Origin of the sequence: Microbacterium sp. 70-16 (genome assembly GCF_001898315.1) — a bacterium.
GTDB lineage: Bacteria > Actinomycetota > Actinomycetes > Actinomycetales > Microbacteriaceae > Microbacterium.
In genome coordinates, this window is the sequence record NZ_MKTQ01000011.1 from 26808 (window position 1) to 43586 (window position 16779).

Consider the following 16779-nt stretch of genomic DNA (forward strand, 5'->3'; position numbering starts at 1 on the left):
ATGACGAGCCTGCATCGCGCACCCCTGGGCTCTGCCCCGCACTCCGCTCGCGCCGCCGTGCCGCGGCCGCGCGCGCGCCGCAGCGACGCGACCGCCAACCGCGAAGCGCTGCTCGTCGCGGCGCAGTCGATGCTGTCGGTCGATCCGCACGCATCGCTGGATGCCATCGCGCAGGCCGCGGGACTCTCGCGCCGCGCGCTCTACGGCCACTTCGCCGACCGTGAGAGCCTGCTGCGCGAAGTCATCGCGATCGGAGCGCAGCGCTTCAACGCGATCGCCGCCGACGTCGACGACCGCGACCCGCGCGTCGCGCTCGCGCGCATGGCGGCGCGGCTGTGGCTCGAGGCATCCGCCGTGCGCGCCTCGGCGAACATCGCGCTGGACGACGCGCACGTCCGCCAGACGCTGCTTGCGCTCGCGCCGCTGCGACGCCGCGTGCGCGAGCTGACGGCGGCGGGGGTTGTGTCGGGGGCCTTCCGCGGCGACATGGAGCCCGCGCTGCTCGCGTTCCTCGTCGAAGAGACGGCGCGCGCGACGCTGCGTGAGCTGCGGCTGACCTCGACCGACGGCGCGACGACGGTCGTGCGGGTCGTGCTCAGCATCGTCGGCGTGCCCTGGGCCGACCAGGCCGCACTGCTCGCCGCCCACCCCGACCTCGTCGCCGCCTGACCCTCCGCCTGCCCGGCCGGCGCGCCTCAGCTACGCCCCGCCCGCCACGCGGCCGATCGGCACCGCGTACCGAAGTCCTGCAGCGTGGGGCTGGAGTGCGCTGCGCGCGCCCGCTGCGTGCACTCCAGCACCACCGAGCAGGACGTCAGCACGCCCACCCCGCGCAATCCGCCCGCGCCCGCCCGACTCCCCGCCAAAGAGCCCCGGCTACGCCTCGCCCCACACGCGGGCGATGGGCACGGCGTGGCCGAGGACGTGCTCGGCGGCGCGGTGGCCCGAGTGCAGCGCCGCCGTGACGGTGGCGGGGTCGTCCGTCCAGGTCGCCTCGCCGGCGAGGTGCAGCACGCCGCCCACCGGCGTCGCGAGGGCGTCGTGATCGGCGGTCGTCGAACCCGGCGTCATGTAGGCGTACGCGCCGCGCGCGAACGGGTCATCCTGCCAATGCGTTCGCTGCATCGCGACCGGATCGGGCACCGACGCGCCGTACAGCCGCCGCAGCTGCGTCATGACTGAGGCGACGACGGTGTCGTCATTCCAGTCGCGCGTCTCGATCGCCGCCAGCCCCGCCGCGAACGTCAACAGCGCGGGCGTTCCATGCAGCGCCGTCAGGTCGTACCACGAGTGCCACCACCGGCCCTCCGGCCCCTGCTGCCGGATCGCGTACACGCCGTCATCCCAGAACTTCCGGTCGAATCGCAGGAAGATCTTCTCGAACGCGTTCATCCGCAGTCGCCCGAGCGCGCCGGCGACCGCCGGTGGCAGCGCGGGCGCGATCTCGAAGGCATCCGACTGCAGCACACCCACCGGCACCGTGACCACACCTGTCGCGCCGCTGAACACACCCCGGTCTGTCGTCACGACGACGCCGTCGGCGCTCCAATCCACCCGCGAGGCGACGTGCGTGAGCCGCACGTCCAGTCCCACAGCGAGGGCGGATGCCAGTCGGTCGTAGCCGTCCGGGAACACCACCTCGTCGCCGTCGACCTGGTCGTCGTCGAGTCCGTGCGCCGCGAGGTCCGAGATCCACACGCCGTACTGCTCCTCGCTGCGGTGCTCGAGGTACTCGCGCACGCGCTGCGCGCGTTCGGCGTCCCATCCCTGCGCCGCGAGCGCGGCCTCGGTGACGTCGCGGTAGGTTGCGTCGGGGTCGGATGCCTCGATGGCGCCCCGCAGCGCGGCATCCACGGCATGGATGTCGGCGACGTACGCGCGCGCGGCGTCGTCGGTGAGGCGGATGCCATCGGGGGAGTAGTGCGCGATCGGCCGGCTGTCGGGCTGATAGCCGCCGACGGTGAACTCGGTCATCGCCATGCCGAACGCGCGTGCCGCGGCTGCGACGGCGCTGTCGTTGATCCCGTGGATCCACGAGGCCCCGCGGTCGGTGACGTACCCGCCCGAGCGGTCAGTCCACACGCGCCCGCCGATCCGGTCACGCGCCTCGAACACGACGGTGCGCCGCCCGGCATCCGTCAGCAGCCGCGCTGCGGTGAGCCCCGCGATCCCCGCCCCGATGACGATCGTGTCGAACTCGGTCATGACCTGACGGTACTCCGCCGCACGTTCAAGGAGCGCAAATGGTCGCGATCGCGGCCGAACGACGACCATTTGCGCTCCTCGAACGGCCGGGTGGGCCCGCGTCAGAGCCCGTGCGCGTCGAGCCAGCTCATCAGCGCGGGCAGGGCGAAGTACGCGATCGTGCCGTGATCGGCGCCGCGGATGCCGTGGAATGAGACGTCGATCCCGAGAGAGCGCTCGTGCGCGGCGAAAGCCTCGGTCGCGGCCGGCAGTACGAGGGTGTCGTCGAGGCCCTGCGCGACGAACAGTGGCGCGTCGAACGATGCCCCGCCGGCCGAGTTCTCGGCCAGCAGTGTCGCCCAGGGCTGCACGGTGCCCGGGTCGGCGGTGACGAACTTTCCGACGACGGGCTGGGCGATCTCGTGCAGCTTGTCCATGCTCGCCAGCAGGCACAACTCGTTCATCTCGGGCAGGATCTGCTGCGCCGCTGGCGTCAGGATGCCCTCGATCGTCGCGCCGCGATCGGCATAGACGTCGGCGTAGGCCGCGAACGCGTATGACCCGATGGTGACTCCGGAGATGTCGTCGATGTGGTCGCTCAACAGGGTCGTGAGGTCGGCTGCGGGAGCGGCGACGGCGACGCCCGTGACGTGCAGCTCGGGCGCGTACTGGGGTGCTCGCTGCGCGGCGAACAGCACCGCCTGGCCGCCCTGCGAGTGCCCCCACAGCACGACGTCATCCGACGCGTGCGCCGCACGGATGTGCTGCGCGGCGCGCACGGCGTCGAGCACCGCGTTGCCGCCGGTGTCGCCGACGAGGTACGAGTCGGGGCCGTCGGTGCCCATGCCGACGTAGTCGGTCGCGACGATCGTGTACCCGCGGTCGAGCAGCAGACGCATGCCCTCGATCAGTTCGTACGGGTCGAAGCTGCGCGAGGGGGCGCAGTCGACGGCGGCTCCCGTCGTCGGATGCCCCCACGACAGCACCGTGCGCCCGCCCGCAGGCGCGGGGCCGAGCGGCGTCACGACGATGCCGGTCGAGACGACGATGTCGCCGTGAACATCGGTCGTGCGGTACATGACCCGCCACGCGCGGGCGTCGAACGGCACGCCGACGAGCTCTTCGCTGCGCACCAGGGTGCCCGCGTCGCCGTCGAGGGCATCCGCGGGCTGCTCGTAGAACGCGGCGAGGTTTCGCTGTTCGATGGCGTCGCCGATCAGTCGCGCTTCGCCCACCGCGACGAAGCCGCCGATCACGGCCAGGGCGGCTGCGAAGAACGCGAGGACGGCCGGATGCCTTCTCTTCGGCCGACGCGGCGGGCGCGGCTCGCGCGTCTCGCGCGCTTCGCGCTTCGTGCTCGGACGACGGGTCACGTCGCTACGCTAACGCCTCGCCGCGCGCCGCGCTGGCGCGCTCCGCGGCAGTGCGCCGCACCTTCGAGGAGCGCAAATGGTCGCGATCGCGGCCGAGAGACGACCATTTGCGCTCCTCGAACCGCCCGCCGCCAGCACGACCAACATAGCCACCGCAGGCCGCGCGCTGGGGCGATCCATAACGCGCGTTCGTAGCGTGGCGCACGTCGCGTGGATCGACGGAAGGACTCAGGTGGCGAAGAAACTTGTGCCGCGTTCGCAGCTGCAGGGCATGACCAAGAAAGAGCGCCAGCGCTTCGTGCGCGAGGTGCGTCGCGCCGAGATGCTGCGGCTGGCTCAACAGCGCCGCCAGCGGCGCATCCTGGGCTGGAGCGTCGCGGGGCTCGCGGTCGTCGCGGTCGGCAGCATCGTCACGATCGGCACGGTGAACGCAGTCGCCTCGGCATCCACGCCAACCGCCACGCCCGCAGTCGTCGTCGGACCCGCGAACATGCTGAGCGACGGTTTGCTCTTCACAGGCGACGGCACGACGGCCACCGCGACGCGCACCGCCGCGCTCACCGACGGTGAAGATCCGGTGGCGACGGTGTCGGATGCCGCGACCACCGGCATCCTCGACGTGCAGGTGTACCTCGACCCGACGAACGCCGATGCGGCGACCCTGTGGTCGACGATCGGCGCGTCACTCGAGGCGGAAGTCGCGGCGGGATCGATCAGCCTCGAGCTGCATCCGGTGGTGGCGCAGAGCGGCGACGTCAACGCGATCTCCGCGGTCGCCGCCTTCAGCTGCGTCGCCGACACCGCTCCCGACGAGGGACTCGCCGCGTGGGACGCGCTGCTGACCCAGACCGCCACGGCCGGACTCACCTCGCTCGAGGTCGCCACGACGGTGCAGGGTGCGTTGTCGGATGCCACGGTCGACGCCGTCACCTCGTGCATGTCGGCAGGGACGTTCACGACATGGGCCGACGACGCGAGCACTCGTGCGGCCACGACGGTCGCCGCAGCCGGCGCCGATCTGACGCAGGGCGTGGTCGTGACGGCTGCCGGCTCGGTGTACACCGGGGCTGTGGATGATGCGACGGCGTTCCAGACGTTCCTGAGCGACGCCTACACCGCCGCGGTCGGGGAGTGAACCCGGCGCGCCGCCGGGCCAACCGCGGCGCCACAGCCGCGCGCCGCTGCCGCACCGCCCCCGCGCTCGCGGCGCGACCCGCCCCGCCCCTCAGGGCAGCGCGTCCGCGTCGCGGGCGGCCGCCGCGATCGCGTCGTCGAGCCGTTTGAGGATCTCGACGCAGCGGTCGACGTCTTCGGGGGTTCCCGACAGCTCGAACTCGAACAGCACGGGCCGTCCCGACACCTGCGCGAGCTCGCGCGCGGCCGCTTGATAGTGGATGCCGAAGTTGCGGTTGCCCGATCCGATGATGCCGATCAGTCGGCGCCGATTCATGGGGGAGCGCAGGAACGCCCGCACGGGTGTCGGCAGCGTCACCTGGTTCGCGTTGCCGGCCTTGTACGACGGCGTGAGCAGCACCCAGGGGCCCTCCGCTTCACGCCCCCGCACTGCGCGATCGGCGAGGTTGAAGACGGGGCGGGCGTTGGTCAGCGCCAGCCGCTCGGCGAACCGCCCGGTCAGGTTGGACACTGACGAGTAGTAGTAGACCGGCACCTTCCGCATGCGCCCCAGTGTGCGCCGACCTGGGGAAAACCGCTCGGCGCATCGGCGTGACAAAAGCCACGGGCATCCGCGTGATTATGCACGGCCCGGCACCTCTTGTGTGGTCAGACCACACGTGTCATACTGGCGTCAGACAGGCCCGAGAGCCCCTCGGACCCGGAAGCGATGACGCGGACAGAGCGTCCGCGCCGGGTAGGAGTCCCACAATGTCCACCTCGATCGATGCTCTGGTCGAAGGCGCACAGACAGCGCTCGCAGAGTACGCATCTTTCACTCAAGAGCAGGTCGACCACATCGTCCGCAAGGCGAGCGTGGCGGCCCTGCACCATCACGGTGACCTCGCCGTCATGGCCGTCGAAGAGACCCACCGGGGCCTTTTCGAAGACAAGGCCGTGAAGAACATGTTCGCGTGCGAGCACGTGACGAACTCGATCATCAACCAGAAGACGGTGGGCGTCATCTCGCACGACGAGATCACCGGCATCACCGAGATCGCCGACCCGGTGGGTGTCATCTGCGCGCTGACCCCGGTCACCAACCCGACCTCGACGGCGATCTTCAAGTCGCTCATCGCGCTGAAGACCCGCAACCCGATCATCTTCGGCTTCCACCCGTCGGCGCAGCAGTGCTCGGTTGCCGCCGCCAAGATCGTGCGTGACGCGGCCGTCGCCGCCGGCGCTCCGGCGAACTGCATCCAGTGGATCGAGGAGCCCTCGATGGAGGCATCCGGCGAACTGATGAACCACCCGGGCGTCGCGCTGATCCTCGCGACGGGCGGCAACGCGATGGTCCGCGCGGCGTACTCGTGCGGCAAGCCCGCCCTCGGCGTGGGCGCCGGCAACGTGCCCGCGTTCATCGAGCGCACCGCCAAGGTCGGCCGCGCCGTCAACGACATCGTGCTGTCGAAGTCGTTCGACATGGGCATGGTGTGCGCCAGCGAGCAGGCCGTCATCCTCGACGAGCCGATCGCCGAAGAGGCGCTCGCCGAGTTCGCCCGCCTGCACGCGTACCGTGCGACCGCCGACGAGAAGCGCATGCTCGAGGAGTTCATCTTCGGTGTCACCGCGAACAGCGAGAACTGTGCCGGCGCGAAGCTCAACCCCACCGTCGTCGGCCAGTCGCCGCAGTGGATCGCCGAGCACGCCGGCTTCACGGTGCCCGAAGACACCTCGATCATCCTCGCCGACGTCACAGGTGTCGGCCCGCACGAGCCGCTGACGCGCGAGAAGCTCGCTCCGGTGCTGGCCGTGCTGCGCGCCGCGACGCCCGCCGAGGGCATCGACCTGGCTCGCCAGATGGTCGACTTCGACGGACTCGGCCACTCAGGTGCCATCCACTCGAACGACCAGGAGGTCATCGCCGAGTTCGGCCGCGTCGTGAAGGCCGTCCGCATCATCGAGAACAGCCCGTCGGCGCTCGGTGGCATCGGCGACATCTACAACGCCTTCATGCCCAGCCTGACCCTCGGCTGCGGCTCGTACGGTCACAACTCTGTCTCCAACAACGTCTCGGCGGTGAACCTTTTGAACGTCAAGCGCATCGGGCGTCGCAACAACAACCTGCAGTGGTTCAAGATCCCCGCGAAGACCTACTTCGAGCCGAACGCGGTCCGCTACCTCGCCGACATGCGTGGCGTCGAGCGCGTCACGATCGTCACCGACGAGACCATGACCAAGCTCGGCTACGTCGACCGCATCATGGACGTGCTGAACCGTCGCGAGAACCGCGTACAGGTGCAGCTGATCAACACCGTCAAGCCCGAGCCGAAGGTCAGCGAGGTGCGCGCCGGCGCCGAGCTGATGCGTCAGTTCCAGCCCGACACGATCATCGCGCTGGGTGGCGGTTCGCCGATGGATGCCTCGAAGGTCATGTGGCTGCTCTACGAGAACCCCGAGGTCGAGTTCTCTGACATGCGCGAGAAGTTCTTCGACGTGCGCAAGCGCGCGTTCAAGTTCCCCGAGCTCGGCAAGAAGGCCAAGCTCGTGTGCATCCCGACGACGTCGGGCACCGGGTCGGAGATGACGCCGTTCGCGGTCATCACCGATGACGAGACGGGCATGAAGTACCCCCTCGCCGACTACGCCCTGACCCCGTCGGTCGCGATCATCGACCCCGTGCTCACGAAGGTGCTGCCCGGCTTCCTCGTCGCCGACGCCGGATTCGACGCCCTGACCCACGCGACCGAGGCGTTCGTGTCGGTGTACGCGAACGACTACACCGACGGTCTGTGTCTGCACGCGATCAAGCTGATCTTCGAGAACATCGAACGCAGCACGAAGGCGCAGCCCAACTCGACCGATGCCGAGGACATCAAGGCCCGCGAGAAGATGCACAACGCGGCATCCATCTCGGGCATGGCGTTCGGCAACGCCTTCCTCGGAATCGTGCACGCCATGGCGCACGTCACGGGTGCGACGTACCACCTGGTGCACGGGCGCACGAACGCGGTGTACCTGCCGCACGTGATCCGCTACAACGGCACCGTGCCGACGAAGCTCACGAGCTGGCCGAAGTACGAGCGCTACGTCGCGCCGGAGCGCTTCCAGGAGATCGCGAAGCACCTGGGTCTGCCGGCGGCGACGCCGGAGGAGGGCGTCGAGAGCTACGCCCGCGCCGTCGAAGATCTGCGTGACCGCGTCGGCATCGAGCGCTCGTTCCGGGCCCAGGGCGTCGACGAGACGACCTTCATCGCGGGTCTGCACGACCTCGCGATGGCCGCCTACGGCGACCAGTGCGCGCCGGCCAACCCGCGCATGCCGATGATCGAGGACATGAAGACCCTCATGGAGGCCGCGTACTACGGCACCTCGTTCGATGAGGTCCGCGCCGCGCGCCGCGGCACCGAGGCTGCCAGTGACGCCGCCACCGGCACCGTGAAGACGGTGGCCGCGAAGGCTGCGAAGCGCTCGAAGGCCACCGCCTGACACGCACCGCAGCCAAGGGGCGCCGGGGGAGCATACCCGGCGCCCCTTCGGCGTGTCGGCGCTAGCCTTGCCGAGTGCGCGTCGAGTTCGAGGGGGAGATCTACCGCTGGGCGGCGCGCACTGACAGCTGGTATTTCGTCAACCTGCCGGCTGACCTCAGTGCCGAGATCCGCGAGATTCCGCGGCCGTACCGGGGGTTCGGGTCGGTGCGCGTGAACGTCCGGATCGGCGGCTCGCGCTGGCGGACGTCCATCTTTCCCGACGCCGGCCAGGGTACGTATGTGCTGCCGCTCAAGCGTGCGGTGCGGGATGCCGAGGGGCTCGTCGACCAGGCCGTTGTCGCGGTCGAACTCGACGTCCTCGATGCGTGATCAGCCGTGCGAAAGCGTCAGGTTCCCTACAACAACTTGTTTCACATCTGTCACACGAACCTCAAGATTCACCAAAGTCACAGATTCACCATTGACACCATCATGAGAGATCTCTCATGATTACTCCGGGAGGCAAGCCTCGCGGCGGGCCTTCTGCAGTTCATTCTCGGTGCTGGAGTCTCCTATCCCCCCGGTAGGCAGTCCTGCGGTGCGCGTGACCCCCCGGCTCGCGTATCGCCCCGAGTGCCACGATCGCAACCCGGAAAGGCGCCGTGCATGAGCACCTACCCTTTGCGCGCTCTGGCAGAGAAGGCCCGCCGCGACGCGGTCATCGACCGCACCGTCCGCGTTCTGAGGACGCACCGATGCTGAGCGAGGGGCGGATGCCCGCCGATCAGACGTCAGGCGGCGGAACCCCCGCTCTGTCGGGCGACGACCTCATCTGGCAGTCGCTGCTCATGGGCTCGGGCATCACGCTCGATCTGCCGACCCCCGTCACTCGCGTCGCCCCCGAGCCGGTGGCCCCCGAGCCAGTCGTGGCCCCCGTCGCGATGCCCGACCCAGAACCGGTTCCGATCGCTGTCGCGGCACCCGAGCCCGCGACGCTCCCCGTCCCGATCGAGCCCGCACCCGAACTCCCGCCCGTCCTCGAGCCGATACCAGAGCCGGCACCCGCACCGCTCCTGGAGGCGCCTGTCGAGGTGGTCGCACCCGCCGAGCCCGCCATCGAGGAGGACTCGCTCGACTGGCTCGACTCGTTCTCTTCGCGCGCACGCCAGGACGACTCGCAAGACCTGCTCGGCTTCGCGATCGACGCGTCGGCCACGGCCGACCCCGAAGCGTCCGCCGACACCGACGTCGACGTCGACGGCTCCGACAATGCCGGCCCTGCGGCGGCCGCCGAGCCCGAACCTGAACCTGAGCCCGCGACACCGCGCGAGCGCGCCGTCGCGCTCGCCGCGCGTCTCGGCCTCGCCTATGTCGACCTCACCGAGTTCTCCGTCGACGCGAGTGTCGTCGGGCTGATCCCCGACACCCTCGCACGACGCCACACGGCGCTGCCGATCGCGCGCGCCGGCGACCGCATCATGGTGGCGCTCGCCGACCCGCAGAACGTCGTCGTGCTCGACGACATCGCCGCCGTGATGCGCGCGTCCGTCGTGTCGGTCGTCGCCGAACCCGAGGCGATCCTCGCCGCAATCGACCGGTATCATCGCGTCGATTCCGAGGTTGAAGAGCTGACCTCGGCCTTCGCTGGGGGAGCGGAGGCCGAGGCAGATCCCTGGAGTCAGGATGTCGGCGACCAGGGCACCGATGAAGCCCCCATCATCCGCTTCGTCAACCTGATCATCAGCCAGGCGATCACCGACCGGGCATCCGACATCCACATCGAACCCATGCGCGACGACCTGCGCGTCCGCTACCGCATCGACGGCGTGCTCACGACGGTGCAGGTCGTGCCGAGGTCGATGATCCCCGGCGTGATCAGCCGTCTCAAGGTCATGGCCGAGCTCGACATCGGCGAGCGGCGCCGTCCGCAGGACGGCCGCATCTCGGTCAGCCACTCGGGCCGCACGGTCGACCTTCGCGTCGCGACCCTGCCGACGGTGTGGGGCGAGAAGGTCGTCGCCCGTGTGCTCGACTCGCCGGTCGCGAGCCTGCAACTCGCTGACCTCGGCATGCTCGACCGCAACATGGAGGTCTTCTCGGGCAGCTTCTCCAAGCCGTACGGGATGATCCTCGTCACCGGCCCGACCGGATCGGGAAAGTCGACGACGCTCTACACGACGCTCGCGACGATCTCGAAGCCGACCGTCAACGTCATCACCGTCGAGGATCCTGTCGAATACCGGATGCCCGGGATCAACCAGGTGCAGGTGAACGTCAAAGCCGGCATGACCTTCGCCGCGGCGCTGCGCTCGATCCTGCGATCTGACCCCGACGTGATCCTCATCGGTGAGATCCGCGACGAGGAGACCGCCAAGATCGCGATCGAATCATCGTTGACCGGCCACCTCGTGCTCTCGACACTGCACACCAACGACGCACCCAGCTCGGTGACGCGTCTCATCGAGATGGGTGTCGAGCCGTTCCTCGTGGGCTCGGCTCTCGACTCGGTCGTCGCGCAGCGCCTCGCGCGCCGGCTCTGCGAGCGCTGCAAGGAGGAGTCGGTCGCGACCGAGACCGAGTTGCGGATCGTCGGCATCCCGCTCGCGGGCGAGCTGCCGCGAGTGTGGCGCCCGGTCGGATGCCCGCAGTGCTCGAAGACCGGCTATCGCGGACGCATCGCGCTGCACGAGGTCATGGGGGTCGACGACGAGATCGAGCGCCTCGCCTCGCGCAACGCGCCGGCCGCCGAGATCTCGGCGCACGCGGAGGCGACCGGCATGACGCGCCTGCGCGGAGACGGCTGGGCGAAGGTGCTGCTGGGGCACACCTCCATCGAAGAAGTCCTGCGGGTGACGATTTGACCGCCGCAGCGCACACCACCGTGGGGAACACAGAAAGAAGGACATGGTGACCAACGACGAGGGTTACTTCAGCCCGAGCCCCACCGCCGCCTCGCGCTTCGACGAGCTGCTGCGCGGAGCGGACAGTGACTCCGACCTGCGTTCTTTCCTCGATGGGATTCCGGGTGTGACGCTGCCTCCCGCCGCACCGGCGGCAGCCGCGCCGGCCGCGTCGGCGGCAGCCGCGCCGGCAGCGCCCACCGCGGCCGCCCCGGTAGCGCCCGCCACCCCCGTGACGCCCGCGGCGTATACCGCGCCGGCGGCACCCGCGCAGCCCGCGCCCGCCGCGGCACCCGTCGCCGCGCCGGCGCCTGCCGCGCAGCCCGTCGCGCGCACGACGTTCGACCTGGATGCCCCGGTGGCACCCGCGGCTCCGGTGACGCGATTGGCAGCATCGCCCGCCGCCGCTCCGACCGCCGCCTACGCAGCTCCGACTACCCACGCCGCCTCAGCGGCTGCGCCGGCGCCGGTCGGCGGCCGCCGCGCCCAGGCCTTCGCTGTGCCCGTCGCGACGCCCGTCACCGAGACGGTCAGCGCTCTCGCCGCCCGCGCGGTCGAGGTCGACCGCGTGCTGCGCGCGCAGATCGGCGATGTCGACAGCGAGTTCGTCACGGCGATCCGCGCCGTGCTGACGCTCGGGGCATCCGACCTGCACCTGGTCGCCGAGTCGACACCCGTCGTCCGCGTCGACGGTGAGCTGAAGTCGGTCGCCGGCACCACGGTGTGGTCGCGCGAGCGCATCCGGCACGTGATCGAAGACTTCGTGCCCGCCGAGATGCTCGAGACCTTCGAGACCGAGCTCGAACTCGACCTCGCCTACGCGGTCGGCGACATCGCCCGCTTCCGTGTCAACGTCTTCCAGGATCAGCGCGGCCTCGGCGTCGCGATGCGCATCATTCCGACCGAGATCAAGTCGGTCGCCCAGCTCGGACTCCCACCCGAGCTCGTCGACCTCGCGCACCTGCCGCGCGGCCTCGTGCTCGTGTGCGGCCCCACCGGTTCGGGCAAGTCGACGACGCTCGCCGCGATCATCGACAAGGCGAACTCGAGTCGCGCGTCGCACATCATCACGGTCGAAGACCCGATCGAGTTCCTGCACCACCACAAGCGCGGCATCATCAACCAGCGCGAAGTGGGTGCCGACACGCACAGCTTCAGCGAAGCGCTCAAGCACGCCCTGCGGCAAGACCCCGACATCATCCTCGTCGGTGAGATGCGTGACCTCGAGACCATCTCGACGGCCATCACGGCGGCCGAGACCGGTCACCTCGTCTTCGCGACGCTGCACACGCAGGATGCCGCGCAGACGATCGACCGCATCATCGACGTCTACCCGTCGCACCAGCAGGCGCAGGTGCGCACGCAGCTCGCAGCGACGCTGCGCGCCGTCGTCGTGCAGACGCTGATCCGCCGGTCGGGTGGCAAGGGGCGCACGGTCGCGACGGAGGTCATGTTCGCGACGCCCGCCATCCAGAGCCTCATCCGCACGGGAAAGACGCACCAGCTGCGCACCGCGCTGCAGGCCGGCAACGCGATCGGCATGCATACGCTCGACCAAGACCTCGCGCGCCTCGTGCTCGCGGGCGAGATCGAGCACTCGCAAGCGCTCGACATCGCGCAGGAGGCTGTGGAGTTCGAACAGCTCGTCCGCAATCGCGGCCTTGGCCGCGGGGCGGCGGGCGAGTCGTTGCCCGAGGGCACGCGTCAGGTCGCCGGTGGTCAGCCCGGGGCGCACTCATGAGCACAACGGCGGCCAAGAGTGCACAGTGGGCCTTCAAGGGCATCGACTCGAGCGGCAAGAAGGTCAAGGGCGTGCTGGATGCCTCCAGTGAGGCTCAGGCGATCCAGCAGCTGAAGAACCGCGCGATCATCCCCGAGAAGCTCGCTGAGAAGGGCGCCGGCACGGGCCTGAATCAAGAGATCAACATCCCCGGGCTCGAGAAGCGACCGTCGCTCAAAGACCTCGCCCTGCTCACTCGCCAGTTGGCGACGATGGTGAGCGCGGGCGTGTCGCTGCTGCGAGCCCTGAACATCGTGCAGGCGCAGATCGACAACACCATGTTGCGGCGCACCGTGGCAGACATCGCGGCCCGCGTCGAGGGCGGCGCGTCGTTCTCGACGGCGCTCGAAGAGTTCCCGCTGATCATCCCGCCGATCATGGTGCACCTCGTGCGTGCCGGTGAGACCGGCGGTTTCCTGGACAGATCGCTCGTCATGGTCGCCGACAACTTCGAGGCCGAGACGAAACTGCGCAGCAAGGTCAAGGCCGCGCTGACGTACCCGATCGTCGTCCTCATCGTCGCGCTGCTCGCGGTGGCTGCGATGCTGATCTTCATCGTGCCGGTGTTCGAGAAGATGTTCGCCGACCTCGGCGGCACGCTACCCGCGCCTACCCAGTTGCTGGTCGACCTCTCGCACGCGATGCCGATCGTGCTGCCGATCCTGCTCGTGCTGGGCGTCGCCTGGGCGATCTGGTGGGGGCGCAACAAGAACACCGAGGCCGTACGGCGCGTCGTCGACCCGCTCAAGCTCAAAGTCCCCGTGTTCGGCAAGCTCAACACGAAGATCGCGCTGACGCGGTTCACGCGCAACTTCGCGACGATGCTCGCCTCGGGTGTGCCGATTCTGCAGGCGCTGTCGATCGTCGGCGCCACGAGCGACAACCACGTGATCAGCTCGTCGCTGCGCAAGGTGCAAGACGGCGTGCGCGAGGGCCGGCCGATCGGGGAGTCACTTGCGCAGGCCGAGATCTTCCCCGACATGCTCGTGCAGATGGTCGGGATCGGTGAGGAGTCGGGCTCGATCGACCAGATGCTCGAGAAGACCGCCGACTTCTACGACGACGAGGTCGAGACGATGAGCTCGCAGCTGACCGCGATGCTCGAGCCGCTCATGATCGTGTTCATGGGTGGACTGCTGGGCTTCATGATCGTCGCGCTGTACATGCCGATGTTCATGATCTTCCAGGAGATCCAGAGTATGTAACTTCTTTCACAATTTTCACATTAGAGTCTTCTCATTTTCCCAGCGAACCGCTACTCTCACCAATGTCGACCACACCCCGGAGCCGACATTTCCGTCCTGCAGTATCACCATCCCCCTGAATAGAAGGAATCCTCATGAACAAGCTTGTCGCTCAGGCGCTGGCCAAGAAGGAGAACGGCGAGAAGGGCTTCACCCTGATCGAGCTCCTGGTCGTCGTCATCATCATCGGCATCCTCGCCGCGATCGCGATCCCCGTCTTCCTCAACATGCGCGAGGGAGCGTGGAAGTCGTCGGTCGAGACAGACCTCACGAACGCGGCACTCGCTATCGAGTCTGCGACCACTCAGAACAACGGATCGCTCGACGGTCTGACGTTCACGGGATCTGGCGCCCCTGGCAACATCTCGATCACGGACGCTTCCTCGGCCGTTCTGGGCACGATCACCGTGTCCGATGGCAACACGCTCACGGTGACGCCCGTCGCGAACGCGTACAACATCGAGGGCACGAACGAGAACCTGACGGGAACTACGGACTTCGAGTTCTACGACAGCTCCACGGGCGGTTTGCTTGGATGGGGCACGGCCCTGCCGACGGCGCCGTAACGCTACAGGGCTCGCAGCCTAACCAACGTTGTGCCTGCGCGGACGATTCCGCGCAGGCACAACGTCTACCCGGTGCCCACACCTGAGGGGAGGCTCTCGTGCACCGACAGTTCTCGGCCCGAAACGAGGACGCTGGCTTCACCCTCATCGAGGTGATCGTCGCGATGGTCGTCTTCGCGATCATCGTCACGGGCTTCCTCTATGTCATGACCTCGGGCCTCGTGCAGAACCGCGACACCCGCGCGCGCGTCGTCGCCGCCAACCTCGCCGCGCAGCAGATCGACCTCGCTCGCGCCGCGGAGAGTGTGCTCGATGTGCGCAACGAGACGCACACCACGACGCTCAACGGCGACACGTTCCACGTCACCACGTCGTGGTCGTGGGCCACCAGCACAGGCGGCAGCGCGACGTGCGAGGCGGGCGCTGCCACGGGCGCCCTCACCTACAAGCGCGTGACCGTCGAGGTCACGTGGGACAACATGCCTGCCGGCGCGCGTCCGGTCTACAGCGATACCTCGTTCGCGCCGCGCTCCAAGCTCAACGACCCCGAACGCGGCACGATCCTCGTCGGCGTCGTCGATTCCGCCGGCGTCGGCGTCAGTGGCGTCACGGTCAGCCTGCCGTCATCGAGCGGCGTCGCCGCGGTGACGACCGACAGCGACGGCTGCGCCTACCTGCTGAAGGTGCCCCCGGCCGAGGACTACACCGTCACGGCATCCAAATCGGGCTACATCAGCGACCAGCAGGTGACCGCGCCGACTGCCGTCGTGCCGGTCACGGCGGGCACGACATCGCGCGCGAGCTTCAGCCTCGACAAGCCCACGACGTTCTCGCTGACCTATGCCGACAACGTCGCCGGCGCGAAGTCGCTGCCGAACAACCTCACGACGACGTTCATCTCGACGTACGGCAACTTCCAGCAGGCCACGGCCACGACGGCGAACCCCAAATCGTTCACGCGCTTCCCGATCCCATCCGGCTACAGCATCGTCGCCGGCGCCTACGCGGAAGCCCCTGAGAATCCCACGACGAGCTGTCTCGCCCCTGACCCCGGGCAATGGCTGGCGACCGCAACACTCGCCGGTGCGCGACCCGCACCCGTCGCGGGCCTTGCCGGCGGGTCGGCGCCCGCGACATCCGTGCCGATGGGCGTCGTGCAGCTCGCCGGCGCCAACGGCACCGGCACCTACCTCAAGGCCGTGTACGCCGGCAGCGTGACCGGCGACGCGACGACGGGCGACCCCGGCTGCGGCACGGGAATGACCTACACCTTCGGTAGCATCGTCAGCTCGAACGCCGCGACGATCGCCCTGCCCTACGGCACGTGGCAGCTCTATCGCGGCACGTCGACGTCGCAGACCTCGGCAGTGACGAGCGGCGTCACCGCCGTGACCGCCGGCAGCGTCGCGGCGGGCGTCATCGTGCTCGACCCCCGCACGGCGGTGACGCCGTGATCCGCGCGATGCGTGGTCGCCTCCGCGGTGCAAAGGATGAGGGCCTGACTCTCATCGAACTGGTCGTCGCGATGGGCATCTCCAGCATCCTCATCGCGCTCGTCGTCACGATGTTCACGACGACATCACGCGCCATCAACGACCAGGATGCGGAGGTAACGAATACGCGCCTGGCATCCACCGCCATGAACGAGGTCACCCGCATCCTGCGCGCCGGCACCGAGATTCCGGTGTACGGTTCGGCGACGAACGATCCCGTCTTCGTCTACGCCGGCGCCGAGCGCATCGTCATGAACTCGTTCATCGACGCCACGTCATCGACCGATCCGGCACCGCTCAAGGTCGAGTTCAGCCGCAACGCCGACAACGAGCTCGTCGAGACGCGATGGGATGCCTACCACGTGTACGGGACCTACTGGAAGTTCCAGACCACCTCGACCTACGCGCGTACGATCGCGCGCTCGCTGCTGCCGCCCGACAGCAGCGTCCCGTTGTTCGTCTACAAAGACAAAGACGGCGCGGTGCTGACTCCCGCGAGCGGAGCGAGCCTGTCGACGACGCAGATCCGCAACATCGCGAGCGTGCAGGTGACGATGCAGGTACAGGGGGATGAGAGCGGGCGCGTGTCCCCCGTCGTCCTCCAGAACCTGGTGGGGCTGCCGAACCTCGGCGTCGCCCGAGTGGAGGTGCACTGA

At 68.9% G+C, this 16779-nt stretch carries 13 protein-coding genes; 10 read left to right on the plus strand and 3 right to left on the minus strand.

What is annotated here, in order from left to right; all coding sequences use genetic code 11:
* Positions 1-669, plus strand: a complete 669-nt coding sequence (locus tag BGO46_RS04315; RefSeq protein WP_292675520.1) for a TetR/AcrR family transcriptional regulator — start codon at positions 1-3, stop codon at positions 667-669.
* A gap of 207 nt (positions 670-876) precedes the next feature.
* Here BGO46_RS04315 and BGO46_RS04320 read toward each other — a convergent pair whose 3' ends face one another.
* Both BGO46_RS04320 and BGO46_RS04325 read right to left on the minus strand, forming a co-directional pair.
* On the minus strand, positions 877-2274 hold the full coding sequence (locus tag BGO46_RS04320; RefSeq protein WP_292675525.1) for an NAD(P)/FAD-dependent oxidoreductase: 1398 nt from the start codon (positions 2272-2274) through the stop codon (positions 877-879).
* Positions 2275-2306: 32 nt separating this feature from the next.
* Positions 2307-3557: an alpha/beta fold hydrolase gene (locus tag BGO46_RS04325; RefSeq protein WP_292675528.1), complete on the minus strand. Its 1251-nt coding sequence runs from the start codon at positions 3555-3557 to the stop codon at positions 2307-2309.
* A gap of 232 nt (positions 3558-3789) precedes the next feature.
* Between BGO46_RS04325 and BGO46_RS04330 the strand changes: the two genes are divergently transcribed.
* Positions 3790-4692: a hypothetical protein gene (locus BGO46_RS04330; protein ID WP_292675531.1), complete on the plus strand. Its 903-nt coding sequence runs from the start codon at positions 3790-3792 to the stop codon at positions 4690-4692.
* Between the two features lie 90 nt (positions 4693-4782).
* On the opposite strand, the gene nrdI is transcribed toward BGO46_RS04330, so the two are convergent.
* Positions 4783-5235: a class Ib ribonucleoside-diphosphate reductase assembly flavoprotein NrdI gene (gene nrdI / locus BGO46_RS04335; protein WP_292675533.1), complete on the minus strand. Its 453-nt coding sequence runs from the start codon at positions 5233-5235 to the stop codon at positions 4783-4785.
* 206 nt (positions 5236-5441) lie between these two features.
* Between nrdI and adhE the strand changes: the two genes are divergently transcribed.
* From adhE to BGO46_RS04375, 8 genes are all read left to right on the plus strand, one after another.
* Positions 5442-8159 (plus strand): bifunctional acetaldehyde-CoA/alcohol dehydrogenase, encoded by a 2718-nt coding sequence (gene adhE, locus BGO46_RS04340; protein WP_292675536.1) that lies wholly within the window; start codon positions 5442-5444, stop codon positions 8157-8159.
* Between the two features lie 74 nt (positions 8160-8233).
* A complete protein-coding gene (locus BGO46_RS04345; RefSeq protein ID WP_292675539.1) occupies positions 8234-8530 on the plus strand; it encodes a DUF1905 domain-containing protein in 297 nt (98 codons plus the stop codon).
* A gap of 365 nt (positions 8531-8895) precedes the next feature.
* Positions 8896-11001: a GspE/PulE family protein gene (locus BGO46_RS04350; protein ID WP_292675542.1), complete on the plus strand. Its 2106-nt coding sequence runs from the start codon at positions 8896-8898 to the stop codon at positions 10999-11001.
* Between the two features lie 43 nt (positions 11002-11044).
* Positions 11045-12781: a type IV pilus twitching motility protein PilT gene (locus BGO46_RS04355; protein WP_292675546.1), complete on the plus strand. Its 1737-nt coding sequence runs from the start codon at positions 11045-11047 to the stop codon at positions 12779-12781.
* On the plus strand, positions 12778-14025 hold the full coding sequence (locus BGO46_RS04360; RefSeq protein WP_292675549.1) for a type II secretion system F family protein: 1248 nt from the start codon (positions 12778-12780) through the stop codon (positions 14023-14025). The genes BGO46_RS04355 and BGO46_RS04360 overlap by 4 nt, the downstream gene beginning before the upstream one ends.
* A 134-nt stretch (positions 14026-14159) precedes the next feature.
* The gene (locus BGO46_RS04365) at positions 14160-14630 is read left to right on the plus strand and encodes a prepilin-type N-terminal cleavage/methylation domain-containing protein (protein ID WP_292675552.1); all 471 of its coding nucleotides are present in this window, start codon (positions 14160-14162) and stop codon (positions 14628-14630) included.
* A 98-nt stretch (positions 14631-14728) separates the two neighbouring features.
* Complete coding sequence (locus BGO46_RS04370; protein ID WP_292675554.1) at positions 14729-16084, plus strand: carboxypeptidase regulatory-like domain-containing protein; 1356 nt, start codon at positions 14729-14731, stop codon at positions 16082-16084.
* A gap of 8 nt (positions 16085-16092) precedes the next feature.
* Positions 16093-16779: a type II secretion system protein gene (locus BGO46_RS04375; RefSeq protein WP_292675557.1), complete on the plus strand. Its 687-nt coding sequence runs from the start codon at positions 16093-16095 to the stop codon at positions 16777-16779.